The organism is Geitlerinema calcuttense NRMC-F 0142 (assembly GCF_030285425.1).
This window is the reverse complement of the sequence record NZ_JASVEJ010000031.1, coordinates 1-24,962: the sequence shown is the minus strand read 5'-3', so window position 1 is coordinate 24,962 and position 24,962 is coordinate 1. Positions and strand designations below refer to the sequence as shown.

The 24,962-nt window shown below is 52.8% G+C and carries 30 protein-coding genes; 17 read left to right on the top strand and 13 right to left on the bottom strand.

Annotated elements, in window-relative coordinates; translation table 11 throughout:
- Positions 1–16 precede the first annotated feature (16 nt).
- On the top strand, positions 17–652 hold the full coding sequence (gene hpt / locus QQ055_RS08380; RefSeq protein ID WP_285964264.1) for a hypoxanthine phosphoribosyltransferase: 636 nt from the start codon (positions 17–19) through the stop codon (positions 650–652).
- Here the strand turns inward: hpt and QQ055_RS08375 are convergent.
- Positions 630–1,652 (bottom strand): DUF6600 domain-containing protein, encoded by a 1,023-nt coding sequence (locus QQ055_RS08375; RefSeq protein WP_286004545.1) that lies wholly within the window; start codon positions 1,650–1,652, stop codon positions 630–632. The genes hpt and QQ055_RS08375 overlap by 23 nt on opposite strands.
- Positions 1,653–1,805: 153 nt before the next feature.
- Between QQ055_RS08375 and QQ055_RS08370 the strand changes: the two genes are divergently transcribed.
- The 3 genes from QQ055_RS08370 to QQ055_RS08360 are packed head-to-tail and all read left to right on the top strand — an operon-like array spanning position 1,806 to position 2,641.
- Positions 1,806–2,096, top strand: a complete 291-nt coding sequence (locus tag QQ055_RS08370) for a hypothetical protein (RefSeq protein WP_285964262.1) — start codon at positions 1,806–1,808, stop codon at positions 2,094–2,096.
- A 15-nt stretch (positions 2,097–2,111) separates the two neighbouring features.
- Positions 2,112–2,345, top strand: a complete 234-nt coding sequence (locus QQ055_RS08365) for an addiction module protein (protein ID WP_285964261.1) — start codon at positions 2,112–2,114, stop codon at positions 2,343–2,345.
- Entirely contained in the window at positions 2,342–2,641 is a 300-nt protein-coding gene (locus QQ055_RS08360; protein WP_285964260.1) for a type II toxin-antitoxin system RelE/ParE family toxin, read from the top strand. Before QQ055_RS08365 ends, QQ055_RS08360 begins: the two co-directional genes overlap by 4 nt.
- 86 nt (positions 2,642–2,727) lie before the next feature.
- Here the strand turns inward: QQ055_RS08360 and larE are convergent, their stop codons facing one another.
- The gene (larE, locus tag QQ055_RS08355; protein WP_285964259.1) at positions 2,728–3,582 is read right to left on the bottom strand and encodes an ATP-dependent sacrificial sulfur transferase LarE; all 855 of its coding nucleotides are present in this window, start codon (positions 3,580–3,582) and stop codon (positions 2,728–2,730) included.
- Positions 3,583–4,170: 588 nt separating this feature from the next.
- On the opposite strand from larE, the gene mfd reads away from it, so the two are divergent.
- From mfd to QQ055_RS08340, 3 genes are read left to right on the top strand one after another with little or no spacing between them, the layout of a single operon-like run.
- The gene (gene mfd / locus QQ055_RS08350; protein WP_286004544.1) at positions 4,171–7,065 is read left to right on the top strand and encodes a transcription-repair coupling factor; all 2,895 of its coding nucleotides are present in this window, start codon (positions 4,171–4,173) and stop codon (positions 7,063–7,065) included.
- 15 nt (positions 7,066–7,080) lie between these two features.
- Positions 7,081–7,617 (top strand): SurA N-terminal domain-containing protein, encoded by a 537-nt coding sequence (locus QQ055_RS08345; RefSeq protein WP_286004543.1) that lies wholly within the window; start codon positions 7,081–7,083, stop codon positions 7,615–7,617.
- 11 nt (positions 7,618–7,628) lie between these two features.
- Positions 7,629–8,186, top strand: coding sequence for a peptidylprolyl isomerase (locus QQ055_RS08340; RefSeq protein WP_286004542.1), 558 nt, complete (start codon positions 7,629–7,631; stop codon positions 8,184–8,186).
- A 31-nt stretch (positions 8,187–8,217) separates the two neighbouring features.
- On the opposite strand, the gene QQ055_RS08335 is transcribed toward QQ055_RS08340, so the two are convergent.
- The gene (locus QQ055_RS08335) at positions 8,218–9,015 is read right to left on the bottom strand and encodes a nucleotidyltransferase family protein (protein WP_285964257.1); all 798 of its coding nucleotides are present in this window, start codon (positions 9,013–9,015) and stop codon (positions 8,218–8,220) included.
- A gap of 86 nt (positions 9,016–9,101) precedes the next feature.
- On the opposite strand from QQ055_RS08335, the gene cysK reads away from it, so the two are divergent.
- Positions 9,102–10,064 (top strand): cysteine synthase A, encoded by a 963-nt coding sequence (gene cysK, locus QQ055_RS08330; RefSeq protein WP_285964256.1) that lies wholly within the window; start codon positions 9,102–9,104, stop codon positions 10,062–10,064.
- Between the two features lie 63 nt (positions 10,065–10,127).
- On the opposite strand, the gene QQ055_RS08325 is transcribed toward cysK, so the two are convergent.
- On the bottom strand, positions 10,128–10,259 hold the full coding sequence (locus QQ055_RS08325) for a hypothetical protein (RefSeq protein WP_285964255.1): 132 nt from the start codon (positions 10,257–10,259) through the stop codon (positions 10,128–10,130).
- Between the two features lie 306 nt (positions 10,260–10,565).
- Between QQ055_RS08325 and QQ055_RS08320 the strand changes: the two genes are divergently transcribed.
- The 4 genes from QQ055_RS08320 (at position 10,566) to QQ055_RS08305 (ending at position 13,305) form a co-directional block, all read left to right on the top strand.
- On the top strand, positions 10,566–11,132 hold the full coding sequence (locus tag QQ055_RS08320) for a pyridoxamine 5'-phosphate oxidase family protein (RefSeq protein ID WP_285964254.1): 567 nt from the start codon (positions 10,566–10,568) through the stop codon (positions 11,130–11,132).
- A 35-nt stretch (positions 11,133–11,167) separates the two neighbouring features.
- Positions 11,168–11,653, top strand: coding sequence for an EF-hand domain-containing protein (locus QQ055_RS08315; RefSeq protein WP_285964253.1), 486 nt, complete (start codon positions 11,168–11,170; stop codon positions 11,651–11,653).
- A 54-nt stretch (positions 11,654–11,707) separates the two neighbouring features.
- A complete protein-coding gene (locus QQ055_RS08310) occupies positions 11,708–12,043 on the top strand; it encodes an EF-hand domain-containing protein (RefSeq protein WP_285964252.1) in 336 nt (111 codons plus the stop codon).
- A gap of 158 nt (positions 12,044–12,201) precedes the next feature.
- On the top strand, positions 12,202–13,305 hold the full coding sequence (locus tag QQ055_RS08305) for a uroporphyrinogen decarboxylase/cobalamine-independent methonine synthase family protein (protein WP_285964251.1): 1,104 nt from the start codon (positions 12,202–12,204) through the stop codon (positions 13,303–13,305).
- A gap of 17 nt (positions 13,306–13,322) precedes the next feature.
- On the opposite strand, the gene QQ055_RS08300 is transcribed toward QQ055_RS08305, so the two are convergent.
- Positions 13,323–14,237, bottom strand: coding sequence for an AraC family transcriptional regulator (locus QQ055_RS08300; RefSeq protein WP_285964250.1), 915 nt, complete (start codon positions 14,235–14,237; stop codon positions 13,323–13,325).
- Positions 14,238–14,285: 48 nt separating this feature from the next.
- On the opposite strand from QQ055_RS08300, the gene QQ055_RS08295 reads away from it, so the two are divergent.
- Positions 14,286–15,242: a phytanoyl-CoA dioxygenase family protein gene (locus tag QQ055_RS08295; RefSeq protein ID WP_286004541.1), complete on the top strand. Its 957-nt coding sequence runs from the start codon at positions 14,286–14,288 to the stop codon at positions 15,240–15,242.
- 24 nt (positions 15,243–15,266) lie between these two features.
- Here the strand turns inward: QQ055_RS08295 and QQ055_RS08290 are convergent, their stop codons facing one another.
- Positions 15,267–16,283: a uroporphyrinogen decarboxylase family protein gene (locus QQ055_RS08290; RefSeq protein WP_286004540.1), complete on the bottom strand. Its 1,017-nt coding sequence runs from the start codon at positions 16,281–16,283 to the stop codon at positions 15,267–15,269.
- A 97-nt stretch (positions 16,284–16,380) separates the two neighbouring features.
- Between QQ055_RS08290 and QQ055_RS08285 the strand changes: the two genes are divergently transcribed.
- Complete coding sequence (locus tag QQ055_RS08285) at positions 16,381–17,325, top strand: AraC family transcriptional regulator (RefSeq protein WP_285964246.1); 945 nt, start codon at positions 16,381–16,383, stop codon at positions 17,323–17,325.
- On the opposite strand, the gene QQ055_RS08280 is transcribed toward QQ055_RS08285, so the two are convergent.
- Entirely contained in the window at positions 17,326–18,057 is a 732-nt protein-coding gene (locus QQ055_RS08280) for a ferredoxin--NADP reductase (protein WP_285964245.1), read from the bottom strand. It abuts the gene before it with no gap.
- A gap of 70 nt (positions 18,058–18,127) precedes the next feature.
- Positions 18,128–19,288 carry a mechanosensitive ion channel family protein gene (locus QQ055_RS08275; RefSeq protein ID WP_286004539.1) on the bottom strand — a complete coding sequence of 387 codons (1,161 nt, stop codon included), beginning with the start codon at positions 19,286–19,288 and terminating at the stop codon, positions 18,128–18,130.
- Between the two features lie 98 nt (positions 19,289–19,386).
- Between QQ055_RS08275 and QQ055_RS08270 the strand changes: the two genes are divergently transcribed.
- On the top strand, positions 19,387–20,076 hold the full coding sequence (locus QQ055_RS08270; RefSeq protein WP_285964243.1) for a YggS family pyridoxal phosphate-dependent enzyme: 690 nt from the start codon (positions 19,387–19,389) through the stop codon (positions 20,074–20,076).
- A 5-nt stretch (positions 20,077–20,081) separates the two neighbouring features.
- Here the strand turns inward: QQ055_RS08270 and QQ055_RS08265 are convergent, their stop codons facing one another.
- The 3 genes from QQ055_RS08265 to bcp form a co-directional block, all read right to left on the bottom strand.
- Positions 20,082–20,957, bottom strand: coding sequence for a DUF6807 family protein (locus QQ055_RS08265; RefSeq protein ID WP_286004538.1), 876 nt, complete (start codon positions 20,955–20,957; stop codon positions 20,082–20,084).
- Positions 20,908–21,972: a Gfo/Idh/MocA family protein gene (locus QQ055_RS08260; RefSeq protein WP_285964241.1), complete on the bottom strand. Its 1,065-nt coding sequence runs from the start codon at positions 21,970–21,972 to the stop codon at positions 20,908–20,910. The genes QQ055_RS08265 and QQ055_RS08260 overlap by 50 nt, the downstream gene beginning before the upstream one ends.
- Before the next feature lie 65 nt (positions 21,973–22,037).
- Entirely contained in the window at positions 22,038–22,559 is a 522-nt protein-coding gene (gene bcp, locus QQ055_RS08255) for a thioredoxin-dependent thiol peroxidase (protein ID WP_285964240.1), read from the bottom strand.
- Between the two features lie 141 nt (positions 22,560–22,700).
- Between bcp and QQ055_RS08250 the strand changes: the two genes are divergently transcribed.
- On the top strand, positions 22,701–23,057 hold the full coding sequence (locus tag QQ055_RS08250) for an outer membrane protein assembly factor BamB family protein (protein ID WP_285964239.1): 357 nt from the start codon (positions 22,701–22,703) through the stop codon (positions 23,055–23,057).
- A 73-nt stretch (positions 23,058–23,130) separates the two neighbouring features.
- Here QQ055_RS08250 and QQ055_RS08245 read toward each other — a convergent pair whose 3' ends face one another.
- A complete protein-coding gene (locus tag QQ055_RS08245; RefSeq protein ID WP_286004537.1) occupies positions 23,131–23,481 on the bottom strand; it encodes a chaperone modulator CbpM in 351 nt (116 codons plus the stop codon).
- Positions 23,468–24,472, bottom strand: a complete 1,005-nt coding sequence (locus tag QQ055_RS08240; RefSeq protein WP_286004536.1) for a DnaJ C-terminal domain-containing protein — start codon at positions 24,470–24,472, stop codon at positions 23,468–23,470. Before QQ055_RS08240 ends, QQ055_RS08245 begins: the two co-directional genes overlap by 14 nt.
- Before the next feature lie 30 nt (positions 24,473–24,502).
- Here QQ055_RS08240 and QQ055_RS08235 point away from each other — a divergent pair.
- The coding region (locus tag QQ055_RS08235) for a hypothetical protein (RefSeq protein WP_286004535.1) at positions 24,503–24,962 on the top strand (460 nt) is incomplete at its 3' end.

Below are 24,962 nucleotides of genomic sequence, written 5' to 3'. Positions count from 1 at the left end.
CCACCCCCAAAAAATCATGCTTGAGGACATCGACCAGATTCTTTTCCCCGAGAAGGACATTCTCGCCGCGGTTTCGTCGATGGGAGAGGCCATTGAAAAGGAATACAAGGGGCAGAAACTCACTGTGGTGAGCATTCTCAATGGCAGTGTGATGTTTTTCACCGACCTGATCCGGCGCATCCACATGCCCCTGCGCATCGAATGCATCTATGCCCAAAGCTATCAGGGCGGCCTGAAGTCCAGTGGCGAGGTGACGATTTTTGCCAATGACAGCTTCGATGTCCGGGGCGCGGACATTCTCATCATCGACGACATTCTCGACACGGGATTGACACTGTCAAAAGTCAGGGAGGAACTCTCCATCCGGGGCGCGCGGGAGATTAAAACCGCCGTTCTCCTCCGCAAAAATGTGGAAAGGGTTCGCCATGTCGAAGCGGATTTTGTGGGGTTCGACATCCCTGACCGTTTTATCGTCGGATACGGTCTGGATTACAAGGATTCTATCGCAACCTCCCCTTCATCGCGACACTCAAGGATTCAGCAATCCAAAAACACGCCTGAATCCAATTGTGACAGGGGGAAAGTCTCTCTCTTTGCACCTTTCACTTTCGTCTTTCACTCCCCTCCTCCTATCTCCTGCGTGAAGGCATGATGCTGCTTCCCGTATTCGTTGGCTGGCTCTCTGAAGCAGGGGATTTCACATTCTCATCGGGTGCGGGCAAAGCGCTTTCCGGTTTATTGTCCGCGGGAACCGCCTCGATTTTGGGATTTCTTATTTGTTGAATTTTTTCCAGCTTGGCTTTTTCCTCCTCGCTCAACCCTGTGAGCACTTGCGAGACACTGGCCCGGTCATTGGTTTTGCGCCCCTCGGCATTCACAGCGATCCGGCGAAAGATTCCCTCCTTGTCCTGGGCAAAAATGGGACGATACATGTAAACATTTTTGGACGGGGCGCCGGGGGGCGGCTCGGTGTCCGGTGTCGGGAGGGTGAATATCTCATACACAATCGGCGGCTCGGCGGTTTTATACCAGATTTTGGCGGGTTCAGGCCCGGCGCGCTCGAATTCCCGGTAGCTTCTGAAAACATGATAGCTCGCATCAGCTTTGAGCAGAAAGGCGTCCCGCATGTCGTCATTGACCATGAGCGATTGATCCACGGGATGTTCGAGATTCGTGCGGAGGGTGACTGTCCATGTCTCCGGAATGCGCAATTCATCCATGCCGTCCAAAACCTCTTGGAATTCATCCAGCATCACAGGCCGCCAGCCGAGCAAATCACCCGCCTCCTGCCACAGCACCGAGGACGCATGCCATTTGTTCCCCGGCACCCACTTCCATTTTTTATCCTCGTAAATCCATGCGCCGTAATGATCCGTCACCCAGCTCCACGGTTCCTTGCCCCGCCAGAGCCACCCGGCATTGGAATAAACCCATTGCCCGTTGCGATAGGGTTTCCACGAATCCGGCGCATTGGGGACAAATACCCATTTGTGTTTGGCATGTTTCTGCCAAGCGCCTTGCGCGGCGAGTTCCTTGTAAACCACGTCAAAATCAATTCGGGGGCGTTCCGTGAATGGCGCAATCCCGGCAAAAGCATTCATTGCCGCAAAAGCAAAAATCAACAGGGCATATTTCATATGTTTTCGGTTCAACATTGACCATGAGCCTAGGGCAATTTGCGCGGGCTGTGTGTGACAATCCGGTGACACGTCAGGACAGGGAAACGGCATTGACCGATCCCGGCGATATCCCTCAATATCCACGGCAACAAAGACATATCTACACCCCCAGTTTCATTTATTTCATTGGAAAATCACGCTTTTTCAGCGCTGACCGTTTTGGCGATGCCAGAGCAGGGCGGATTTAAGACCGATGGTGACTCCGATTTAGTTCTGGCTGCTGCTGGCCGTATCAAGGCGGCAATAGACAGAGGTCAGACGCATTTCGATGACATGGAGCGTTCACATCGGATTGTTCTTGCTGGCATATTGGCGATCATCCCATGCCACCGCGATTCACTCGAAAACCAGTATCGACAAGAACAAGGCGAACAATCCAAAAGTCAAAAAAGCCGCGTTGACGATGAATCGAGATGATGTCATACTACAGGCATGAAAACGAGCATTGAAGAACTCACTCGTGAAGCTCTCCAGCTTCCCCCTCGCCAAAGAGTGGCACTTGCTGGTTTTCTGCTGGAAATCGATCAGTCGAGTGGTGATCCGGGAGTCGATGAGGTCTGGGAAAATGAGATCCAAGCCCGAATCAAGGCTGTCGATAGCGGCTCAGTGACGGGAATTCCCCACGACGATGTCATAAGGGAAGCCGACAACCGTCTGAATTTATGAATATCAACTTTGTCCCGCAGGCAAGGGATGAGTTTCTCGACGCGATTTCCTACTACGAAGATGCCCATGCCGGACTGGGTTACCGCTTCAAAGATGAAGTCAACCGTTGTGTCCTGTGGCTATCCGAACATCATGAGTTATACAGGATGCGTTCCGGGGGTTATCGCCGCATTAATCTCCGTATTTTCCCCTACTATATTCCCTTTGTATTACGAAATGACACTCTGTGGGTCTTGGCGATTGCACATTGTTCGCGAAAACCAAACTACTGGATCACCAGAGATTCAAAGTCGTAAAGTTCAGACCGCGCTTTTGAGATGGGTAAAAGCAAATGCCCCCTATGCTTGCTCATGAAACAAAAGCTCGCGTATCCGGTGGCACGTCAGGACAGGGAAACGGCATTGACCGATCCCCGGCGATACCCCTCAATATCCACGGCCACAAAGACATATCCACACGCCTTGATCTCCCGCGCAATTTGCCCGCGAAGGGGTTCGGCGGCGGCTTTTGCGATTTCCTCCGGCGCAAATTCAATGCGCGCCAGCGCCAGTCCGGTCCCGTCCATCCGATGGTGACGAATGCGGAATTCCCGAAATCCGAGCCGTCGCAGACTTTCCTCCGCGCGCTCAATCATGGACAAAACTTCGGGTGTGACGGGTTCCCCGTGCGGAATGCGGGAAGCGAGGCAGGCCATGGCGGGTTTGTCCGCTGTGGGCAGTCCCCATTCCCGGCTCAACGCCCGAATGTCGGCCTTGGTCATGCCCGCTTCCTTGAGCGGGGCACGAATGGCAAATTGCCCGGCGGCGACGGCTCCGGGCCGATGGTCGCCTGCGTCATCGGCGATTTCCCCATAAGCGATTGTGTCCCACTTTTCCTCCCGCGCAATTTGCGCGAGGGAGTCGAACAGCTCATGTTTGCAGAAATAACAGCGATTGGCGGGATTGGCGGCATAATCAGGATTGTTGATTTCATTGGTTTGAATCACCCTCACCGCCACCCCGATTTCCCGCGCAAATTGCTCGGCGTCGCGCAATTCGCTCCGGGGCAGGCTTGGGGAATCAGCGATCACACCGAGGCAACTTGCCCCGAGACAGTCATGGGCGGCCTTAAGCAGGAAAGCGCTGTCCACTCCCCCGGAATAAGCAATCAACACCCTCCCCATCCCGCGCAAATTGCGCTGGAGCATGGTGAGCTTTTCTTGGGGGGTGATTCCAGCCATCGCAGTAACCGTAAACATCACTCCAGTGCCAGGGCAAGCGCCACCTTGAATATTTTTCCATTCCTGACATTTCCAATATTTTTACAAATGGGTCATGTGAAAGCATGAACCCCCCAATCAAAATCTGTGATCGTCCGCGAAAATCGGCGGGCATCCATCGGCCTCCGAGGGAACTTTGACAAACGGGCGTGGAAATGGTTGATTGGGCGGTTCTGATTTTGGAAACGAAAGCATCCTCCCTCTTGGAGCAAATTGCGTCAACGCCCGTGATCCGGCAGGCTCTTGCCGGCATCGGTGCGGGGGATGCCCCTGCCCTGACGGGAATTTCCCCCCATGCGAAACCAGCATTCATCGGGGCAATTTGCTCCGGGACGGACCGGCCCTTGTGTGTGCTGACCGCCTCTGTGCGGGAGCAGGAATATCTCGCTGCGGAACTCTCCGGGCTGCTTGAAGCCTGTGGAATCAATGTCGCAATCAATCTCTACCCCGAGGTCGTCGAAACCGATGAGGCGGGGGTGGATGAACCCTTTCTGCTGGCCGACTCGGATGTGCGCTCCGAACGCTTGGCCTTGCTCTCAGGCCTGATGGACAAATCCGGGCAAACCCATGGGATTCTGGTGGCCACCGCCAAAGCTGGAGCAATTTGTTCCGGCGCCCGAATCCCTGCGGAGCAAATTGCTCGGGCTCAAAACCGGACAGCGGATCGATCAGCAAACCCTGCTCGACGACCTGATCAAAAACGGATACGAGGCCGTGACAAAGGTCGCCCACCCTGGGCAAGTGGCGCGGCGCGGAGGCATTCTGGACATTCACGCATGGAATTGCCCCGCCCCAGTGCGGTTGGAATTTTTCGGCGATGAAATCGAATCGATCCGTTCCTTCGACCCGGACACGCAAGTCTCCCAGACAAAACTTTCCTCTGTCTCTCTGGCACTCGTCTCATTCGACGGGGAGGAACAATCCGCGACACTGGCCGATTACCTCCCTGCCCGGACAATGGTCATCATCGACGACATGGAAACCCTCGGCCTCCTGCCCGCGCAAATTGCGCGGTTCCCCCGCATGTTTCTGACAGCGCACCCGTTTCTTCCCGACACAACATGCGAGTCGGGATTCGCGCCAGTGGATTCAGCGGAAGGATTCCATTTCCACGACAATGATTTCCTCCTGGACACCGGCGCGGATGAATTCCTGCTGGAGAAACGCCGCGAAACCTTCATTCGCACCCTCTCCGGCTGGCTTGCGGACGATTGGGAGGTCATCATTTTTGGCAATAACTCCGGGGAATTGCAACGCCTCGGCGAGATCTTGGACGAGTCCGGCATTCGTCCCGCCCCCGGCAAATTGCGCGCGCAAATTGCCCCGGTAACACATGGATTCTCCTGCCCTTCAGCGCGGCTGGCGGTTCTCACCGATGCGGAGATTTTCGGGCGTTATCAAAATGTCCGGCGCATGCGCCGGCTCGAAAGACTCAGGCAATTGCGGGGGCAAACCTCCGCGCTGGATTTCAGCGAATTGGCCGAAGGCGATTATGTGGTTCATCTGAGCCACGGCATCGGCATTTACGGGGGACTGGTCAAAACTGGTGAGCTGGGACAGGAAAAAGAGACCATTTGCATCATCTTTGCCGGGAGCGCGAAACTCTTTGTTCCTCTCGACCAGGCTTATCTGGTCACCAAATACACCGGAGTCGGCAAACGTCATCCGAAACTCGACACTCTCGGCGGGGCGCGCTGGGAAAAAGCGCGCATCGCGGCCCAGCGCTCCGTGCTGGATTACGCGGCCAAACTCCTCAAAGTCCAGGCCGAGAGGCAAACCCTGCAAGGGCACAGCTTCGGCCCGGACACAAAGTGGCAGCGGGAATTTGAGGACTCATTCCTCTACGAGGAAACACCCGATCAGGAGCGGGCCATCATTGAGAGCAAACGCGACATGGAGTCAGCCCGTCCCATGGACCGCCTGGTGTGCGGTGACGTGGGTTTTGGAAAAACCGAGGTGGCGATTCGCGCGGTCTTCAAATGCGCGATGGACGGGCGGCAGTCGGTTCTCCTCGCGCCCACGACGGTTTTGAGCGAGCAGCATTATCGCACGCTCAAAGAACGGTTCGCGGACTATCCCATACGGATCGAGGCGCTCAACCGATTCAAGAAACCCTCCGAGCAACGCCAGATCATCGAGGACACCCGGGGCGGACAGGTCGATGTGCTCGTGGGCACGCACCGGATTCTTTCACAGGATGTGGACTTTAAAAAACTCGGGTTGGTCGTCATTGATGAGGAACAGCGCTTCGGCGTGAGGCAAAAGGAGAAATTCAAGGACCGTTTCCGGCTCGTGGACATGCTCACGCTGTCGGCCACGCCGATTCCCCGAACCCTTTATCTGTCCCTGGCCGGGGTCAAAGACATGAGCCTGATTGAAACCCCGCCGACGAATCGCCAGTCTGTGGAGACTTATGTCGGGGCCTATGACGAGAGAATCATTCGCAAGGCCATCGAGCGCGAACTCGCCCGGGGCGGGCAGGTGTATTTCCTGCACAACCGCATTGACAACATCCTCCATGTCCGCGACCGCATCAAGGAACTCTGCCCCGCCGCCCGCGTGGATGTCGGCCATGGACAGATGCACGAGGAGGAGCTCGAAACCGTGATGAAACATTTCATCGAGGGCAAAACGGATGTGCTGGTTTCGACAACCATTATCGAAAGCGGCATCGACATTCCCAATGCGAACACCATCATCATCGACCGCGCCGACCGGTTCGGTCTGGCTGACCTTTACCAATTGCGCGGGCGCGTGGGGCGTTCGGCGACCAAAGCCCATGCTTATTTGCTCCTGCCGCGCCATCTCATGCTCCAGGCCGACGCCCGAAAACGGGTCGGTTCCATCAAACAATACAGCCAGCTGGGCAGCGGTTTCAAAATCGCCATGCGCGACCTCGAGATTCGCGGCTCGGGCAATTTGCTCGGCACTGAACAAAGCGGCCACATCGCGGCAATTGGATTCGACCTCTACTGTCACCTGCTCAAAACCACCGTGGCCCAGCTCCGGGGCGAGGCTCCCCCGCTTCGTCAGGATGTGCCGATCCGCATTGATTTTATGGTGACTGAGGAGGACGAGTCTGCGGCGGCTTACTCGGACAAATTTGCTTTCAACGCATGGATTCCACGCAAGTATGTCGAGGACACAGCTGAACGGGTCACGCTTTACCGGAGGTTTGCGGAGGCGCTCAACGGCCAGGATGTGAACAATTTGCTCGCCGAAATCCGGGATCGTTACGGCAAATGTCCTTCGGAGGTGAGGAATCTTGGGCTTCTGACTGAGCTGAAAATTTTGTGTGCGGAGCGCCGCCTGAGCGAATTGCTCGTCAAGGAAGGCAAGATCATCGCCAAGCGGGCTGGTGACTTTCTCATGGATGGAAACAAATTCCCCCGGCTCACGGCGGATCGAACCCCCGACCGCATCCGGGAAATCATTGACTTTATCGATTCAAGTAAAAAATAGCGGAAACCTGAGAATTTGCTTTCCGGTATTGAAATTTCGAACTCTTTTGCCACTATTGACCACTTGCAAACGAAACTTTCACATCGACAGAGGGGTTTAACCCGCGACATGGATGATCTTTTTAAGTCTATCTTCAAGGGTGCAGCCCTGATTTTGGTGGGGATTTGCCTCAATGCCAGTCTGCGCGCCCAAGATGTCGTCGATGGGATCGCCGCCATCGTCAATGACTCGGTCATCACCTTTTCCCAGGTCAAACAACAGGTGGATCGCCAGGAACAAGCTCTCCGGGACGCTCTCCGCGACAACCCCGACGAGATGGTCAAGCGCGTCAAAGCCCTTCGTTTGGAGGCCTTGAATGCCTTGATTGAACGGGAATTGATTTTGCAGGAATTTAAAAAGCAAGGGTTTGATCTGCCCGATCGTTATGTGGAGGCCCGACTCAGGGAAACAATCGAGCAGCAATTTGACGGGAACCGTGCCGCATTTATCAAAACCCTTGAGGCCCAAGGCTTGTCGATGCAGGAATTTCGGGAAGACATGAAAAAAACCTGATTGTTCAGGCCATGCGCCAACAGAATACCGATGCGGGAAATTTTGTCTCCCCTTTCAAGGTGGAGGCGTATTATCAGGAGAATATTGATCAATTCGTCACGCCAGACCAGATCAAATTGCGCATGATTTTTCTGCGGAAGGGGCTTTTTAAGGAGGAATTCAAAACGTCCGACGGCGAAATTGTTGAAAAAGATCCCCAGTTGGTGCTCGCGCAGGAGATTCTTAAAAAGCTAAATACCGGCTCCGATTTTTCAAGTCTGGCTCAGGCATATTCAGAGGATTCAAAACGCAATGATGGCGGCGACTGGGGCTGGGTGGACAAGAATACCCTGCGCAAAGAAATCTCCGATGTGGCCTTTCGTCTCAGGCCGGGGCAGATCAGTCATGTCATTGATCTGGATGAGGGCTACTATATTATTCAGATCGAAAATTTCAAAAAGGGCGGCACTCAATCTCTGGAGGAAGTGCGCCTCCAAATTGAGGGACAAATCTTGCAGGAACAACGCTTGGATCAACAACGCAAATGGATCGACCGCCTCAAGCAGAAATCCTACATTAAAATGTTCTGATTGCGATTCGGGCGCAAAATCAGTCAGGGACTTACAATTTGATGCCTTGGACTTCTTGCAGAACCCCCGGATCACGGACATCGACCCACTGCCCTTGGAGTTCGTAGCCAAGCACATTGCCATGGGTGGCGACAATGCCCCGGATCGCATCAGGAAGCTCGTATTCACCTCGGGGTGATTTTTCCAGTTTTGCTGTGTGCGAGAAGATTCCCGGTGAGAAAAGATAGACCCCTGCGTTATACCAGATGGGTTTTCCGGCACCGAGTTTTCCTTGGGCCTCCAGCTGGGCCAGTTGCTCGTCATTGGGCTTTTCCACGAGATCGGTCAGGAGAAATTTTTCATTAAAAATCACCACAGCCCCTTTTTTGACATCCTCACCACGTTTGACAGTGATCAGGGATTCCAAAGGCTCCGCGCAATTTGCATAGGCCTCGAGCATGCCATTGTAATTGTCACGGGAAACAAGAATGTCGCCATAGGTCATCAAAAAATGATCATTGCCCACCCATTCCTTGGCGATTTCGGGGGCTTTGCCCGTTCCGTCTTGAACCACTTGGCGTCCGTAAGTGACCGACACACCAAAATCTTTTCCATCGCGGAAAAAATTCTCGATCACCTCGGCGCAATACCCGGTGATGATAAAAATCTCTTTCACGCCGGAGTCCCGCAATCCTTCGATAATATGTTGGAGAACCGGTTTTCCATTCACCTCGACCATGGGTTTTGGCAGGTCTTTGGTGAGTTCACCCATGCGTGTGCCCTTGCCGGCGGCGAGAATGACGGCTTTGGCGGGGCGGGAATTCCTAGTGACAGAGTCTTGTTTTTGCATTTTTTCTAAAAAGCTTGGTTTGTGGTTGGGGCATGTTTAAACTAAGTTTCACTCAATCAATCAACCTTTAAAACCACAATCCGCTTATGCCCATCTATAATAACGTCATCGAAACCATCGGGCGCACGCCCCTGATTAAACTCAACCGTGTCACTGAGGGCGCGGGAGCAACCGTCGCCATCAAGGCCGAATTTTTCAACCCCCTTGGCAGTGTCAAAGACCGTATTGGCGCGGCCATGATCGAGGACGCCGAGAAAAAGGGCATCCTCAAAAAAGACACCCTCATCATTGAGCCGACCTCGGGCAATACCGGCATCGCGCTGGCCTTTGTGGCAGCCGCCAAAGGATACAAAATCATTTTGACCATGCCTGAAACAATGTCGATTGAACGCCGTGTTCTTCTGGCCATGCTGGGAGCGAAGCTGGTTCTCACCCCCGCCGCTGAGGGAATGAAAGGCGCCATTGCCAAGGCCGAAGCGCTCCACAAGGAAAATCCAAACTCATGGATTCCCCAACAATTCAAAAACGCGGCCAACCCGGAAATTCATCAAAAAACCACCGCTGAGGAAATCTGGGCGGATACGGACGGTAAAGTGGACATTTTGGTTTCAGCGGTTGGAACCGGAGGAACAATCACCGGGGTCGCCGAGGTCATCAAAAAACGCAAACCCGACTTTAAAGCCATCGCCGTGGAGCCGAAGGATTCCCCGGTCATCACTCAGACGCGCAACGGCGAACCTGTCAAACCCGGCCCGCACAAAATCCAAGGCACAGGCGCGGGATTCGTTCCGGACAATTTGCACCTGAATATCGTCGATGAGGTCATCACGGTTTCCAATGACGACGCTTTCGCCATGGCCCGCCGCCTCGCCAAAGAGGAAGGTCTGCTGGTGGGCATCTCCACGGGCGCGAATGTCGTCGCCGCCCTCGAAGTCGCCAAACGCCCGGAGAACAAAGGAAAATTGATCGTCACCATCGGTTGCTCCACCGGGGAACGCTACCTCTCCACCGCCCTCGCCGCCGATGCACGCGCCGAAGTCGGAGGTTGATTTCCTCCTGTCAGAGTTTGATTTTTCACACTCCCCCCGCCCGATTCATTTCGGCGGGGGTTTTTATTGGGGCAGGAGCAATTTGCGCGGGGACAAAGTGGAAGCGGCATCCTGGTGCTTGCCTGTCCAATCCATACCATTGGAGGGATGGGCTCCTGCCCGTCCCATTTTCTCTGCCCATGTTCCTTCGGGCATGGAAACCCTCTGGAAAGCGCGGGCACACGTGCGTTCCCCAAGCCTTAGAAAGAATGGGACAATCTGGAGCATGATCCCTCCAGTTGGAAAAAATCTGTGTGAATCGGTGTAATCTGTGGATCGATTCCCCTTTGCGAAACATTGCGGCCTTTGCGAGAAACCCTATGCCCGATGTTTTGCCAACTGCGCGGCTGTAATCCATTACTGTGAACGAAGCGGGCAAAGGTCAGGATTTGGAAAGTCGTCTGGCCAAAGGGAAAAGATTTCCGATTTGTGTTTTATGGGAAAATTTGCCATTCATTTGTCATGGGCAAAACACTTCCGCAAATCGATGACGACTTGAAAGCATGGATCGAAAAACAGAAAATGTTTTTTGTCGCCACGGCTCCCCTCTCCCCGGAGGGGCATGTGAATCTTTCCCCCAAAGGCGGGGATTCCCTGCGGGTGCTCGGGCCACTGACGGTAGCCTACCACGATTTCACCGGCAGCGGGGTGGAAACCATCTCGCATCTGCGCGAGAATGGACGCATAGTCATCATGCTGTGCGCATTCGAGGGCGGGCCTCGAATTGTTCGTCTCCACGGACGGGGGGAATTTCTCCTGCCCGACCACCCCGACTTTGGCAAATTGCTCCCGCTTTTCCCGCCGAATATCGGTTCCCGATCCATCATTCGAATCCAAGTGGATCGCATTTCCTCCTCGTGCGGATTCCAAGTGCCTCTGTATGAATTCAAAGCGGACCGCACAGTGCTCGACGAATACGCCCGCAAACGCGGCGCGGAGGGACTTTACGAGTATCGTTGCGAAAACAACGTGACCAGCATTGACGGCCTGCCCGGACTCAGTGGACTGGCCGACAAAGCGCGCACTTGACAAAGGGGGGCGGTGCGCCGTTAGCTTGTGTGCTTATGAAACAAATTGCCCTGATTGTTTGTGCGGGTTTATTCATCGCCCACCTCACCGCCTCTGAATCATCCGAACCCGCCGCGCCGGAGCCGACCGTTGACGCCAATCAGGATGGGAAGGTCAGCCATGAGGAATTTGCCACCCATCACGCTCGGGAGGTTTTCACCTATTATGATGTCGATGGGGACGGAAAAATCACAAAGAAGGAAGTGGAGCAGATTCATCAGGAAAATCCCGCCCACGCCGGCGCGGCCAAGGCAACACTCAAACATCCGGACATCGACAAAAATAAGGATGGAGTCATCACTCCGGATGAATTGGAGCAAGCCGCCAAAAAGAGCCCTGATGTGAAAACCCTCTTTCACGGCATCTCCGAAAATGCCCCGAAGGATAACTGGGTCAATCAGGCGGAATACGACAGTTGGGCCGGGGACACCTCCTTTGACCCTGAGGGCCAAGGACTGCCTGTGATGTCCATCTCCTTCTAAAGAGTTCTGGACAATGCGCTTGAAGAAATGCTCAAAGGCATTTATACTGATTCCATGACTAAAACATTTTTCAATCTGGCGGCTGTTTGTGTCGGAGCCATTTGCTTTCTGTCCAATCATGCCTCAGCCCAGCAAAATTCCGAACCCACTCGGGCCACGATTCAATTCGAGCAAATTGATCGGGACAGCGATGGCCGTCTGACCCGTTCCGAAGCGCGCGATTTCGAGACTCCCCGCGGTCCCCTTGTTCAATTTTTCTGGGACATTGACGCGGACAAGGACGGTTACATCACCGAAGCGGAGTTCGACAACTGGGGCATGTATCGGAATTGGGAAAGCGAAAAATACAACCGCGTCCCCGGTCTTGTTTTCCTGCGCATTGAGTTTTGATCCGAAAGTTTGTTTTCTTCCCTGTTAAGCGGCATGACATCATGCCGCTTTTTTTGTTCAAAAATTACCGTTGGTGAAACCTGAAAGCTTTTTTTTGGTTTCTCCCCTATCCTTTTGTCCAGCATCCCCCAATGCCCTTGGAAAAGGAGACACACATCATGCCGCAAAATGACTCGGTCAAATCCGATGAGAGCAGAACACGGCAAATCATGGACGCATTCTGGCAAGGAGAGAGTTATGGACGCCCAGCCCTATTGGTGAAAGCCCGGAATGGAAGATATTCCGAAGAAAACCCTGAAATCCCAGCGCCTCAACGCAGGGCATATGACCTCGATCCAGAATATCATGCGCGACTCGTGCGATATTGGACACGCTCAAAAGTTTATCTGGCCGAAGCCATGCCGGGGCATCAGTTGACGTGGGGTTCGTGCCTGGCGACATTGCCCGTCATCGCGGGAGGGGATTACGACTATCATGACTCCGCTTGGATCAAACCCATGCCGGACATCCTTGATCGTCCTCTTCCTGTCTTCGATCCTGGGAAGGAGATCATCAAACGGCTCGAAACTTGCTATCGGGCCGGGATGGAAGCGGTTCGCGGCGAGGGATTCCTCTCCGCTCCAGTCATGATTGATGGCCTGACGACCCTGTCTCTCTTCATGGGTGTCGAGGAATTGTGTCTTGGACTCAGGGAGAAACCAGACATCATTCGGAATGGAAGCGCGGCATTGAATGCCCTCTTCAGCGATATTTACGATCATTTCCATGGATTCCTGAAAAACCAATGTGGAGGGAACGGGGATTCCGTTTGTTTTTTCGGGCCGCTTTACCCCGGAAAGTCCGAGTCTGTCCAATGTGATTTTGCCGTGATGCTTTCACCAAAAGATTTCGAGCAATTTGTCATTCCGGATCTGCACCTCACGACATCCCGCTTGGATTCATCCCTCTATCATATGGACGGAACCGGGCAATTGCGTTTCCTCGATTTACTCGCCACAGTTCCAGCATTGACAGGCATTCAGTGGAATCCCGAGATTGAAGCGGCCAAACGTCCCATGGAGTGGATCAGTGCTTTTAAGCGCATTCGCTCCAAAGGGCTCTGTCTGTATCTGCATTTGTCCTCCGCTGAAGAGGTCATCGCCATCACCAGAGAAATCGGGCCGGACGGACTGTGCGTGCGTTTGCCTGACTATGACACTGAGAAAGATGCACACGAGGCCATTGCCAAAATCGAGAAGGTTTTTCCTCTGTCTTTGCCCTGAGGGGGGACATTTCACTCTCATTTCTTTTTAAATGAGTGAGAGTAATCTGTCGGGGTCATTCCCGTGTAATCTTTGAAAACTTTCGCAAAATACTGACTGGAAGAAAATCCGCAATCCAATGCAATGTCAGTCATTGACGGGGAAGTCTCCTGAGCGAGCCGTTCCCTCGCCTTTCTGACACGAACCCGATTCAACCACATCATGGGACTGTCTCCGGTCAGGCGAATGAAATAGTCGGTGAACATTGTTCTCTTCAGCCCGCAAACCCCGCTCATTTCTTGGAGGCTCCAGGGATGATGGGGACTTTCATTGAGGCGATCCACCAGGTTCCTGACTTTCAAAGGCACGTGGCCGGGATGAGCTGCCGACGGACGCATCTTTTCCCTCGTCTCAAGTGTGTCAAGGATGTCCAAAAGAAGAACTTTGCCCATTGCGTGAGCCTTGTGCGGATGGGCCGCTTGCATTTTGGAAAGCTCCTCGACAGTTCTGATGGTCAACTCTTTTAACAAACCGGAAGCCTTAAAAACCCGTTCTTGAGCCTTGTTCAAAACCTGAAACAACCGGCGAATCAATGACTTCTCCAGTTCAAATGCCGGATGGAACAAATTCTCATTTCCCTTTTTCCCCCGACCATTTGCTGAACGAAAAATAACAAATAAACACTCAAACGCCGCATCCATCCCGTCAGGGCTTCCGTGAATCTCCCACGGAAAACTCCAAAAGACTTCCCCGGACTTCACACGGCACTCGCGTCCATTGATTTGCCAGCAAACATGACCTTTTGTGACGAGAACAATTTCAACCCCCTTGTTGCGGTGATACTCCAAAGGTTGCCTTTTATCCTTGGTCCAAGAACCGAACTCCGCAAATCCCGGCACTTTTGGATTCGTTAAACAAATCAAAGTGGCTGGTGGAGATGACTTCTTTTTCATAAACATTGATCATGTTCAAAATTTACCGGTGAATCAACTTGAAAGCAAATGCCGGCAGAAGTCGGCAAAGTCACATCCATGCTTACACAGGATCAAATCGACCAATTTCACCGTGATGGATTCCTCGTCGTCAGGAATGTCATCAAGGGACGTGAACTCACCCTCCTCCAAGAAGCTGCTGACCAAGTCGAGGCTGACGGCATCGCCAGAAATGGGAATCATCACATGTATCGCGAAATTGAGGGGGTGGACACATACTTCCGCACGGAATTCATGTGGGAAAAGAATGACATTTTCAGGGCGGTCACGGTGAATCCCGCCCTCTTGGCCATTGCGGGACAATGTATCGGACATCCCTTCCTCCCCCTCAATGATTCTTTCGTGTGCAAATCCCCCCGGAGCAAAGTGCCTGTCGAATGGCATCAGGACCCTCCCTACATTGATCCCTCATTCCAAGAAACTTACCCGGTTCCGCATTTCGATATTGATATCTACATTGATGATTCCACGATTGAGAATGCCTGTCTGTGGGGCATCCCCGGCACGCATCTCGTCGGTCATATCGACCATAAACGATTCAGCGAGGAGGAAATGTTCCGGGATTTTGGCGCGGTTCCTCTGGAAATGAAAGCCGGCGACATTTTATTGCACACTTTCTCTTTCCTTCATGGTTCAGCGGGCAATTTGAGCGACAAAAAAAGACGGATTTTTTACATCTATTATGGCCCGAAAGACGCCATGGAGCATTGTTACAGCAAATGGATTCCCCAGAAGCGTGGAGGTTACAATGAAGCTGGCCGCCAGTATGTGAAACAATTCATTCCTCTCCGTGAAAAGATGGGGTTCGATAACCCTTTGTCCAAATCGGTTGTGTGGAATGACGAAACAGGCTTTGAATTCATCAGTTCCCCGAAAACCCCTCCGCGTCATTGGGGAAAACTGGCCGCCGCCATTCCTGAAGAAGTCAAAAACAGAATTCGTCGCATGGAATTGATCCCCCAATAACTTTGTCGACACCACCTTTTTCCATCAATTGGATGGAAACAAGGAATTCCAAGACTCATAAACCTGACGGACAAATGGAGGCTTTGATCCGGCGTCAAAAGAGCAATGCGCAAAACAGCCACCATTTTTCCACAGATGACGATGCACTTTGCGAACCGCCTCATCAATGCGCGCACAGGGGCCATTCACCAGCAAGTCCTGCCGGTCGATCTCCCCCCCAAAAAGTGATTTTCCCGGCAAATTGCTCCAATTGATCAAAGGGCATGCAAAAATCTGTGAGTTTAGAGCGTCGATGCCGATTTCAACCAGATCAGGGTAAATATCGAGAATGCAGCCATCCGAGTGCATGAATATTTTTTTTCCGGCGGAATGAGCAATTTGCGCAAAATCCCGGTAAATGGGTTTAAAGAACTCACGCCAAAGTTTCGGGGAAATCAGCAATGATTTTTGTGAACCCCAGTCATCCATAAAAAACAGGGCGTCCACATCCGTTTTTGCCCAGAGCATGAGATACTCACAGTAGAAATCCCTCATCTCTTTGAGAAATGTGAGCATCTCTGTGGGAGGATCGGCGAGATCCATATACAACTCAGCGGTTCCCCGAATGAATTGGAGCTGCTCAAAAGGCCGGGGGATATGCCCCATCAAGGTAAAACGATTCGTTTCGGCGCACTGCCGATTAATGAGTTCTGTGTCCATACTCAGCCACTCAGTGGGAATATGGACTTTATTGCGATCAGTGGCCCAGTCTTTCAGAGGCGGGTTTTTGACCTCCCCGATGACTCCCCGTTGAATATTCTCAAAATCGCAGCCCCAAGAGTCCGTGTAGATGCCTATCTCATAAGGATCGCCCTTTTCCCTCAAGGGGTTTTGAAATACAGGTGATATCACCTGAATGTCAGACGGAAAATCACGTTGCAGGGCCGCAAACTCCCCGGGATAAGTCCATCGGCTCAATGGCAGGTCCCACATATCACGCGGGGGGCGGGGCGGGTTGTCAAAATTCAATGTGCGATAAACAATTTCTCGTGGGGTAATCATATGGTTTTTTAGGTGATTTTTGATCCTGATCATAATCAATGAGAGGAATACCCACTTTCGAGATTTTCCGAAATTTGTATAGAATCTTCGGTGAACCATGAAATTTCTACGCCCACGCAAATTGCTCAGCGGATTTCATTGTGACGATCCCGACCCCCTTGTCCCCTCATTGACCCACCTTGGGGAACAGTGGGCTCCAGCGGACTGGGAGGTGGCTTGGCATGCGCACCACACGTGGGAGTTTTATCTTCAAGTCGAAGGACAATCCATTTGGGAAACCAAGCCAAAGAAACAATACGCTTTGAATCCGGGGGGCTTGCTCGCTGTCCCCCCTGATTTCCCACACCGCCTGATTCGTCCTGCAAAATCCCATCATTACATCTTTGCAGGGCTCGACGTTTCACAATTTCTAAATGAATCGCGCGCATCGTTTGAGTTAAATCAGTTCTGGTGTCAGGGGAATTGTTTCTGCTCGCACAATGCCGCCTCGATTCTTCCCCCCTTTCGCCAATTGATTCGAGAGGCTTCGATTTTATTGCCGTATCGAACCGAAGGGATTCGATCCGCCTTGCAATCATTGATTCTGGAGGCCACACGCATTTTCCAATCCATTCATGAAAAGCCTCTTGTCCCGGCGCATCACCCCGCTGTGGCTCACGCCAAACATTTGATGGAAGGTCAACCGTCGGAAAAATGGAAGTTAAGCGATCTGGCCCGGCTCAGTGGTGTTTCCGCCAATCACTTGGTCGAGCTTTTCAGTGGGGAACTGGGCATTTCTCCCCACCAATATTTGATCCAACAACGGGTCGAAGCCTCAGGACACCTCCTGAAAACATCCGGATTGAGCATCACCCAAATTGCTCTGGAGGCCGGTTTTTCATCGAGCCAACACTTTTCAAAAATCTTCAGCCAGTTCACCGGAAAAACTCCCTCCCAATGGCGCAATGCCTCGACAGCAAAAACCCCGCGCAAATGGCGCGGGGTGAAGGATCAGTTCAAATTGCAAAGAACAGCTTCTATCCCAAAAAATGGGGGAAGCTGATCAACCCCATTTTTCGAGACGCATCTGGGCCTTTGGCACACCGAGCTCCTCGACGACGAGTTTTTCCGTGGCGACAACCAATTCCGTCGGGCCGCAGGCGTAAAAGACTGTTTTGGTCACATCCCGGATTTGTTCCTTGATCCATTCAGCATTGATCCGGCCCTTGTGCCCGGTCCATTCAGGCCCGGTGTAACCATGTTCCGCCGTGACCCGTGTGCAAGTCACTTTGAATTCAAAATTCGGATTTGCCTGAGCCAGCCGGTGGAATTCCGCATCAAAGATGATCTCCTGCGGATTGCGCACGGTGTAGAGCAAAACCGCCCGGGTGGGCAATTTGTCATGGTTAATGTGGCGGATAAATCCCCGGAATGGGGTCACCCCGCTGCCGCCTGCAATCATGACGACATCATGGGTCGGGTCTTCGGGCAAATTGAATTTTCCCACCGGGGGGATCACCATCAGCTTCGATCCTTCTTGAATCACCTCATTGAGCAAAGCGCCGAAATGTCCCGCGCGTTTGACGCTGATTTCAAATAATCCGCGGTCATACTGGCAAGATGACAGGGAGTAAGCCCGTTTCGTCTTGGGGTCTTCAGGCAGATAAATGGTGATGAATTGGCCCGTCTTAAACTCATAATCCATGCCTTCCGGCCAGCGGAGCAGGAAAGTTTTTGTGTCACCAGCCTCCTGAGTGACTTTTTCGACATTCATTTCAACAATTTGTTTTGCCATAGATGTGTTCTCTTATCGCGGTTTGAAGGTTATTTGGAAATGTCATTCAGCGCCTGGGGAGGCTGAATTTCTATTGTTTGTGTCGGGAATGCAAATGCCATGCCAGCCTTGTCAAAAGCCTCCTTGATTTGGAGTTCACCCCGGTGACGAATTCATTGTATTGCCCCGGTGTGCGATAACCACTCCACACATAAGAGGCGATTTCGATGCTGTAGGGGGCAATTTGCGTGAAGGACACCGTATGCCGGGAGATGGCGGGATTCGACTCGTGCAGACCATTGAGGATCGCGATGGCCTCCTCGATGCGGGCACGGGCGGTTTGGTAGGGCAGCCGGACAAAAATCTCCGTGAGCGTTTGCCCCTTGGACGAGAGGTTGCGAACCTGTTTCTCGGCGAGTTCGCGGTTGGGCAGGGTGATGATTTCCCCGCTCATGGAAATGAGTTTGGTGCTGCGCAATCCCATTTTGATGACGAATCCATCGTAATTTTCAAATCGAATGCGATCCCCCATTTTGAAAACCTTGTCCAGCACCAAGGACAAAGCGGCAAAAACATTGGCCAAAGTGTGCTGGGCCGCCAGAGCCAGCGCCGCCCCGAGAAAGCCCAACCCCGCCAGCAACGGAATGATTTTTCCCAGTCCCACGAGCGAGTCGATAAAAAAGAGCAGTGCCATCAAAACGATGACCAATTTCACCAGCTTGACCAAGAGCCGGAGCAGGTATTCATCCACTTCCGTGTCAGCGACTTGGTAACGCCGGTGAAGCAGACGCGCACCCAGCTCCGTGAGCCGAAAAAGAAAAAAGACAATCGCGATGGCGTAGAGCATCGGCATGAAGGTGTAATGAACCCGCATCCATAGCCAGCCGGGAAGCTTCAGCACGTCCACCCCCATGCTCAGGAAATAGGTGAAAATAAATATGCCCAGTGGGGCCTGAACCATTTGCAAAATGTCTTTGATAATCGATTCAGGATTCTTTTTTGCGATTGAGGAGGCTTTCCAATGCAGGAGGCGGTTGATCAACAGGGCCAGAATCAGCCCAAGCAGAACCAGTGAGCCGAATCCGATCCACGCTTCCAGACTGGTAATCGTGCGCAGGGTCTCCAATGCGCGGTCAAATTCCCGCGCCGCCTCGCTGATTTCCCCCACGACACTGAATTCCGTCGTGCTGGCGGATTCCGACGGGCTGGACGGCGCAGGCGCATCTGGTTGTGTGGTGGCAAAGAAAAACATCGTGCCCGGACATTAAAAAGGCTTTGCAGCGAAATCAAGGGCTTTGCGCAATTCTTTGCTTCACGCGGGTCTCGTGGATGGATTATCATCCCCGCACCATGAGCGATCATTTCCACCAACAGCTTGGAATCATTCGGGAGCAAATTGCGCAGGCGGCGGCCCGGGCGGGGCGCAACACTGATGAGATTCTTCTTCTGGGTGTCACGAAAAAAGTCTCACTGGAAATGATTCAAGAGGCTTGGGCCTCAGGTCTGCGGGAATTTGGGGAGAACAAGGTTCAGGAACTCAAGGCAAAGGCTCCCCTGCTCCCTTCGGCGGTTTCATGGCACATGATTGGCCATCTCCAGAGCAATAAAGCCCGTGACGCGGTGCAATTTGCGTCACTGATCCATTCAGTCGATTCAGCCCCGCTGGCCGCAGAAATTCAAAAGCAGGCCGGGAAACAGTCAAAAATTCAAAAAATCCTCATCGAGGTCAATGTCGCCGGTGAAGCCAGCAAATTCGGCGTCAAACCCGATGCGCTGGAGGCTTTGGCCGTCGAGGTGAATTCCCTCACCCATCTCGAACTCCACGGGCTGATGTGCATGGCTCCCCACTCTGACGACCCCGAAAAAGCCCGGCCCCACTTCGCCCGCCTGCGCAATTTGCGCGACGGTCTGGAGTCCAGTCTGGGATACAAATTGCCGGTTCTGTCCATGGGCATGAGCGGGGACTTTGTCCCTGCCATTGAGGAAGGTGCGACGATTGTCAGGATCGGAACCGCCCTTTTCGGGCGCAGGGCAAAATAATCCCCTCACATGTCCTGCACCGTAACGGTGTGGGTGTCCTCGATCCGGTCACCTTCTTTCAACAAAAGATCATGCTCATTGGTCGGCCCAAGTCCGTAGAAGGGAAACGGCAAATCGCGCACATAAACTGTGTAACCGCGCGCATTTTCCATTTTGACTGAAACCTTGGGAACGGGATGTTGTCCGTCAAAATTCCCGATCAGTTCCACACTGCGCGCACTGGCTCCCATTCCTTCGGCCATGGGAATGATTTTGCCGTTGAGCTTCAGGGTATTCCATCCCATGGAGCCGACGAAATTCCAACCGAACCTCACGGCCAAGCCGTGATAATTGATCCGGCGGCCATCAGGAAGGGGTTCGCTCCAGTTGCTCTTGATGAGCTTCATGGAACGGAGAGCGGTCAGTTCCGTCTTCCAAGTCCAGACAAATGCCGAGCGGGTTCCGTCATATTCACAGAAAATGGAGCGTTCCTCCTTAAAATACTCGGCTCCTCCCGCCGCTGGCAGCCAAGTCAATTTCTCCACAAATCCCGCCCGCTTGCCGCTTTCGATCATTTGCACGAATGCGTCATGCCGTTGGCGTCCGACTTTCTCATCCGGGGTGATTTCAAACTCCTCCCAGAAATTCATTTTTTCCTCACGCAGCGCATACATGAGACCTTTGTGATGTTTGTGGTCATAAGGGGAAGCCACAGTCACACAATGCCCGCGGGGGGAATTCAACGGGTGAATGAATGGCTTATAGGCGTCGGTGTATTTGTAAAGACCCGCAACCTGTCCTCCACAGGAGAAAATCACATCCTGGGAATTTTGATAAAGTGTGATCATAGGATTATGCTTTTTCTTTTTGACGGCGGGCGAGAATTTCCACAGGGAACTCAAGACTGTCAGAGTGAGCCGGAATGTCCACCCGGTCGGTTCGAACGGCTGAGAGGTAGGCTGCCAATGTGGTTTCGCAGGATTTCGCCGTGGTGGGCAGTCCCAGAATCGGCATAGCCCCGCCTTTGTGCCACTCCACCAGGTCAGTATACATCCGATCCCATGCCACAGCATAGGGATCCAGCCCGTTCTCGATCCATTCATGGGAATAGGTCTCCCGTCCTTTGGGAGTCATCCATTCCATCGAGTTTTCGTTGTGAATTTTCATCATTCCCTCCGAACCAATCAGTGTCATCAATCCATCCGACATCTGACGCCCACCGTCGAGAATTCCACGGCATCCATTCTCAAACTCGAAATAGGCAATCGCATGATCCTCCATGGCATGGCCATATCCGCGCAAATCGCGCGTGCGCACCTGACCAAAAACATGCCGAACGGGAATGTCATTATTGAAAAAACGGAACATATCAATCCAATGCCCACCCCATTCACTCAAGTCCCATCCATCGATTCCAGCGATGCAAGCATAGGGTTTGCCCATGATCCCGCTCTGGAAAATATCCCTCGCTTTTTGAAAAACTTTGAAATAACGGCGAATGTGAGCAATCACGATTTTGACATGGTTGTCCTCAGCGAGCTTTTCGATGGCACGAATGTCCGCAATCGAATTCACGAATGGTTTTTCGCAACAAATCATTTTCACCCCGGCGGCGATGCTGTCCTCGATCATCTGGCGATGGAGCCCCATGTAGGTGCAAATGGCGACGACATCAGGCTTTTCCTTGGCCAACATCTCACGATAGTCAGTGTATCCTCCTGGAACCTCAAATTTATCCTGAAAAGCCTTGAGATTTTCGGCACTGATGTCCGCACCCGCGACAAGTTGAATCGTGTTGTGCGCCTTGAGTGCCTTCCCATGCATATAACCAATCTGATGCCCCCCGCCTTTGGCTCCACTGTTGACCGCTTTGCCGACTCCGATGATAACGCCTTTTAATTTTGCTTGTTTGCTCATATTGAAAACGAGCTATCTCAGGCGTGCGACAAAAATCAAGTTAAACATTTAACATTTTTTGAAGATCAAAGGTTTTCCAGAACCTCTTCAAAATGTCCTGTCACACTGACCTTGGGGAAGATTTTTGTGATGCGGCCTTTCTCATCAATCAGGAATGTCGTTCTTTCAACACCCATATATTTGCGGCCATACATGCTTTTTTCCTTCCACACACCGTAGGCTTGGCAGATGGATTTGTCCTCGTCGGCAATGAGCGCAAAGGGCAACCCGTGTTTGTCCTTGAATTTCAAGTGCGATTTCACCGAGTCAGGACTGACCCCGAGGATCACCGCCCCTTTTTTGCGAATGTCAGAAAATCCGTCACGAAAGGCGCAAGCCTCTGTGGTGCATCCCGGCGTGTCGTCTTTCGGATAAAAATAGAGCACGACCTTTTTGCCCTTGTAATCTTTCAAGGCCACTGATGAATCCGTCTCATCCACTGATTGAAATGCCGGAGCGATTTGCCCCTCCTTGAGAAGTGTTTCCACGGTGGCAGTGGATTTTTTGGTGGCAATTTTTTTCGATGCGGATTTTTGAGTGGTGGACATATTTTTTCAATGGGTGGAGGGTTAATCAGCCGCAATTTGCCCCGCTTTTGCTTTCTGTCAAGCCATGCGTGTGATTTAAAATTCGCCCTTGTTCTCGAATCAACTTCTCCTCAGAATAATAACCAACCCCCAACTGACCCTATGAATCACAACAAACTTTTCATTGGTGGGAACGGACTGGTCTATGCTCTTGATCGCCGTTCTGGAGCCATTCTCTGGGAAACGGAGCTCAAAAAAGGTTGGTTCAAATCCGGCAAGAACTTTGTCACCCTCTTCCATGACAAACAAAGCCTCTATGCCTTCGCGTATGGCAACCTGTATCACCTGGATAAGGGAACCGGATCAATTCTGTGGGAAACCTCCCTGCCAAAGCTTGAGCACTCTGTCGGCATAATTTCTTCGGAAAACATGTTTTCTGTTGATTTTCAATCCGCCGAGAGTACTGGCGCCGATGGAGATGGTGGAGGAGACGGAGGCGGTGATGGAGGGGGAGATTGACCCACTCATCAGCCTCCCGACCATTTCTCCCGCACAATTTGCCCGGGGATCAATCCAAAGTGTCTTTTTTCTTTCATCCCCGCCAGAAGCGCAATTCGTGACGGAGGCGTTCATTCTCCTCGATGAGATGGAGGAGAATCCGGGCGGCGGAGGCTTTCAGGCTGTGGGCCCGAATCAGCCTGTCCGCACGACGAATCCGGTAAATGGCCTCTTCGGAAAACCGGTAAGTTTCCGGTGTCCGCCCTTTGACAGGTTCGATCACCCGCCATTGGCAAAGATCCAGCACGAGCCGACGGCTGACACCCGCCGTTTCAGTGATTCGGTCAATGGAATATGCGGCTCCTGTCTTGGCATTGATCACTTTGAGCTTGCGAATCGTGACAGATTTTTTCGGGGCTGGCATATCTCTCTCACTCCTTCCCACTGGATTCATAACTCTCGCGCAATTTGATCCAGAGCGCGGCCTGTTCCGGCGTGGCAGTGCGCGGCGACTGAATGTCGATGACCACATAGAAATCGCCTGTTTCCCCTTTGCCCTTGGGCAGTCCTTTGCCTCGCAACCGCAATTTCTGGCCTTGTTGCGCTCCGGCGGGAATCTTGAGTGACACACGCCCTTTGACGAGGGGAATCTCCATTTCCCCGCCGAGAACCGCCAGCCAGGGCATGACCTCGCAGTCATAATAAATATCCGCATCCTGCACACGGTAGTCGGGGTGCTTTGTAAAACGAACCCGCAGATAGAGATCACCGGATTTGCCACGCCCGATGCCTTTGCCCCCCTGCCCGGCCAGACGAATGCGCTGGCCCTCTTTCACACCGGGTGGGATTTTCACCTGAAATGTCTCGGGAAAACTCTCCCCCGTCCGGGGATCGGTTTTCTGAACCTTGACCAATCGCTCTGAGCCGTCCATGGCCTCCTCCAGAGTGACCATGATGTCGCCCTCGATGTCATTGCCTTCTGCGGAGTAACCGCCCTCCAAATCCCCCTCCTCTCCGTAGTCATTGAACCCGGAAAATCCGCCCGCGCTCCCCCCACGCCGTCCACCGAACATCTGCTCGAAAAAGTCGCTGAATCCCGTTCCATTAAAATGATATTCATATCCCCCGGGGCCCCGTGCGGTGCGGCCTCCACCCCGGCCTGCGCCCATGCCGCCAAAACCCCCGGCTCCGCCAAAACCACCCATTCCCCCGCTTTGCCAATCCGGCCCGAGGGTGTCGTATTTCTGGCGTTTGTCCGGATCGCTCAAAACCTCGTAAGCTTCATTGATTTCCTTGAATTTCTCCTCGGCGGCCTTTTTGTCCTTGGCGACATCGGGGTGATATTGCCGGGCGAGTTTGCGGAATGCCTTCTTGATCTTCGTCCGCGCTGGCGGATTTCGCCACCCCGAGAATTTGATAGTAATCTTTGTATTCAATCATAAGCTGGGAAAAGTCTTGAAACCGTCATGATATTCAAAGTTCCGTTTTCGTCATTAAAAATTCTCTGCATTCTTTTTCTTTTCGGGAATGCCCTCTTTGCCGCGCCACCCCCCGGCTCCCCCCTTGATCTGGCTCTTTCGGCAAACAAACTGACGCGCCAGGATTTGTCGTCGAAAAAAGATGTGGCCGATTCCGATCACGTTCTTCGCCCGGTTCGTCGCATTTTGCAAGACCCTCTCCGGCTCCAGTCATTCAGCCACGATCTGGACACCCGCATTCAACAGGCCGCCTCGCTGGAGCAAATTGCTTCGCTGACCTTCAATCTCCTGGAGATTCCGGGCCGATTCTCCGCGCCGGCGCCCTCGCCCGAAAAAGTCTCCGTGATTTCGGACGGGGTTCGAGCCCGTCTGCCCGCGGAGATGATTCCCATGCTTGAAAATCTGCTCGCCGCCTGCGACCGCGCCGCCCCGATGATTGAGAAATCAA

Bases quoted from the DNA above. Each gene is read 5' to 3' on its own strand.
- hpt (WP_285964264.1), top strand. From the start codon at position 17: ATGCTTGAGGACATCGACCAGATTCTTTTCCCCGAGAAGGACATTCTC.
- QQ055_RS08365 (WP_285964261.1), top strand. From the start codon at position 2,112: ATGAAAACGAGCATTGAAGAACTCACTCGTGAAGCTCTCCAGCTTCCC.
- QQ055_RS08360 (WP_285964260.1), top strand. From the start codon at position 2,342: ATGAATATCAACTTTGTCCCGCAGGCAAGGGATGAGTTTCTCGACGCG.
- larE (WP_285964259.1), bottom strand. From the start codon at position 3,582: ATGTTTACGGTTACTGCGATGGCTGGAATCACCCCCCAAGAAAAGCTC.
- mfd (WP_286004544.1), top strand. From the start codon at position 4,171: ATGGGATTCTGGTGGCCACCGCCAAAGCTGGAGCAATTTGTTCCGGCG.
- QQ055_RS08340 (WP_286004542.1), top strand. From the start codon at position 7,629: ATGCGCCAACAGAATACCGATGCGGGAAATTTTGTCTCCCCTTTCAAG.
- QQ055_RS08335 (WP_285964257.1), bottom strand. From the start codon at position 9,015: ATGCAAAAACAAGACTCTGTCACTAGGAATTCCCGCCCCGCCAAAGCC.
- cysK (WP_285964256.1), top strand. From the start codon at position 9,102: ATGCCCATCTATAATAACGTCATCGAAACCATCGGGCGCACGCCCCTG.
- QQ055_RS08325 (WP_285964255.1), bottom strand. From the start codon at position 10,259: ATGCCCGAAGGAACATGGGCAGAGAAAATGGGACGGGCAGGAGCCCAT.
- QQ055_RS08320 (WP_285964254.1), top strand. From the start codon at position 10,566: ATGGGCAAAACACTTCCGCAAATCGATGACGACTTGAAAGCATGGATC.
- QQ055_RS08315 (WP_285964253.1), top strand. From the start codon at position 11,168: ATGAAACAAATTGCCCTGATTGTTTGTGCGGGTTTATTCATCGCCCAC.
- QQ055_RS08310 (WP_285964252.1), top strand. From the start codon at position 11,708: ATGACTAAAACATTTTTCAATCTGGCGGCTGTTTGTGTCGGAGCCATT.
- QQ055_RS08305 (WP_285964251.1), top strand. From the start codon at position 12,202: ATGCCGCAAAATGACTCGGTCAAATCCGATGAGAGCAGAACACGGCAA.
- QQ055_RS08300 (WP_285964250.1), bottom strand. From the start codon at position 14,237: ATGAAAAAGAAGTCATCTCCACCAGCCACTTTGATTTGTTTAACGAAT.
- QQ055_RS08295 (WP_286004541.1), top strand. From the start codon at position 14,286: ATGCCGGCAGAAGTCGGCAAAGTCACATCCATGCTTACACAGGATCAA.
- QQ055_RS08290 (WP_286004540.1), bottom strand. From the start codon at position 16,283: ATGATTACCCCACGAGAAATTGTTTATCGCACATTGAATTTTGACAAC.
- QQ055_RS08285 (WP_285964246.1), top strand. From the start codon at position 16,381: ATGAAATTTCTACGCCCACGCAAATTGCTCAGCGGATTTCATTGTGAC.
- QQ055_RS08280 (WP_285964245.1), bottom strand. From the start codon at position 18,057: ATGGCAAAACAAATTGTTGAAATGAATGTCGAAAAAGTCACTCAGGAG.
- QQ055_RS08275 (WP_286004539.1), bottom strand. From the start codon at position 19,288: ATGTTTTTCTTTGCCACCACACAACCAGATGCGCCTGCGCCGTCCAGC.
- QQ055_RS08270 (WP_285964243.1), top strand. From the start codon at position 19,387: ATGAGCGATCATTTCCACCAACAGCTTGGAATCATTCGGGAGCAAATT.
- QQ055_RS08260 (WP_285964241.1), bottom strand. From the start codon at position 21,972: ATGAGCAAACAAGCAAAATTAAAAGGCGTTATCATCGGAGTCGGCAAA.
- bcp (WP_285964240.1), bottom strand. From the start codon at position 22,559: ATGTCCACCACTCAAAAATCCGCATCGAAAAAAATTGCCACCAAAAAA.
- QQ055_RS08250 (WP_285964239.1), top strand. From the start codon at position 22,701: ATGAATCACAACAAACTTTTCATTGGTGGGAACGGACTGGTCTATGCT.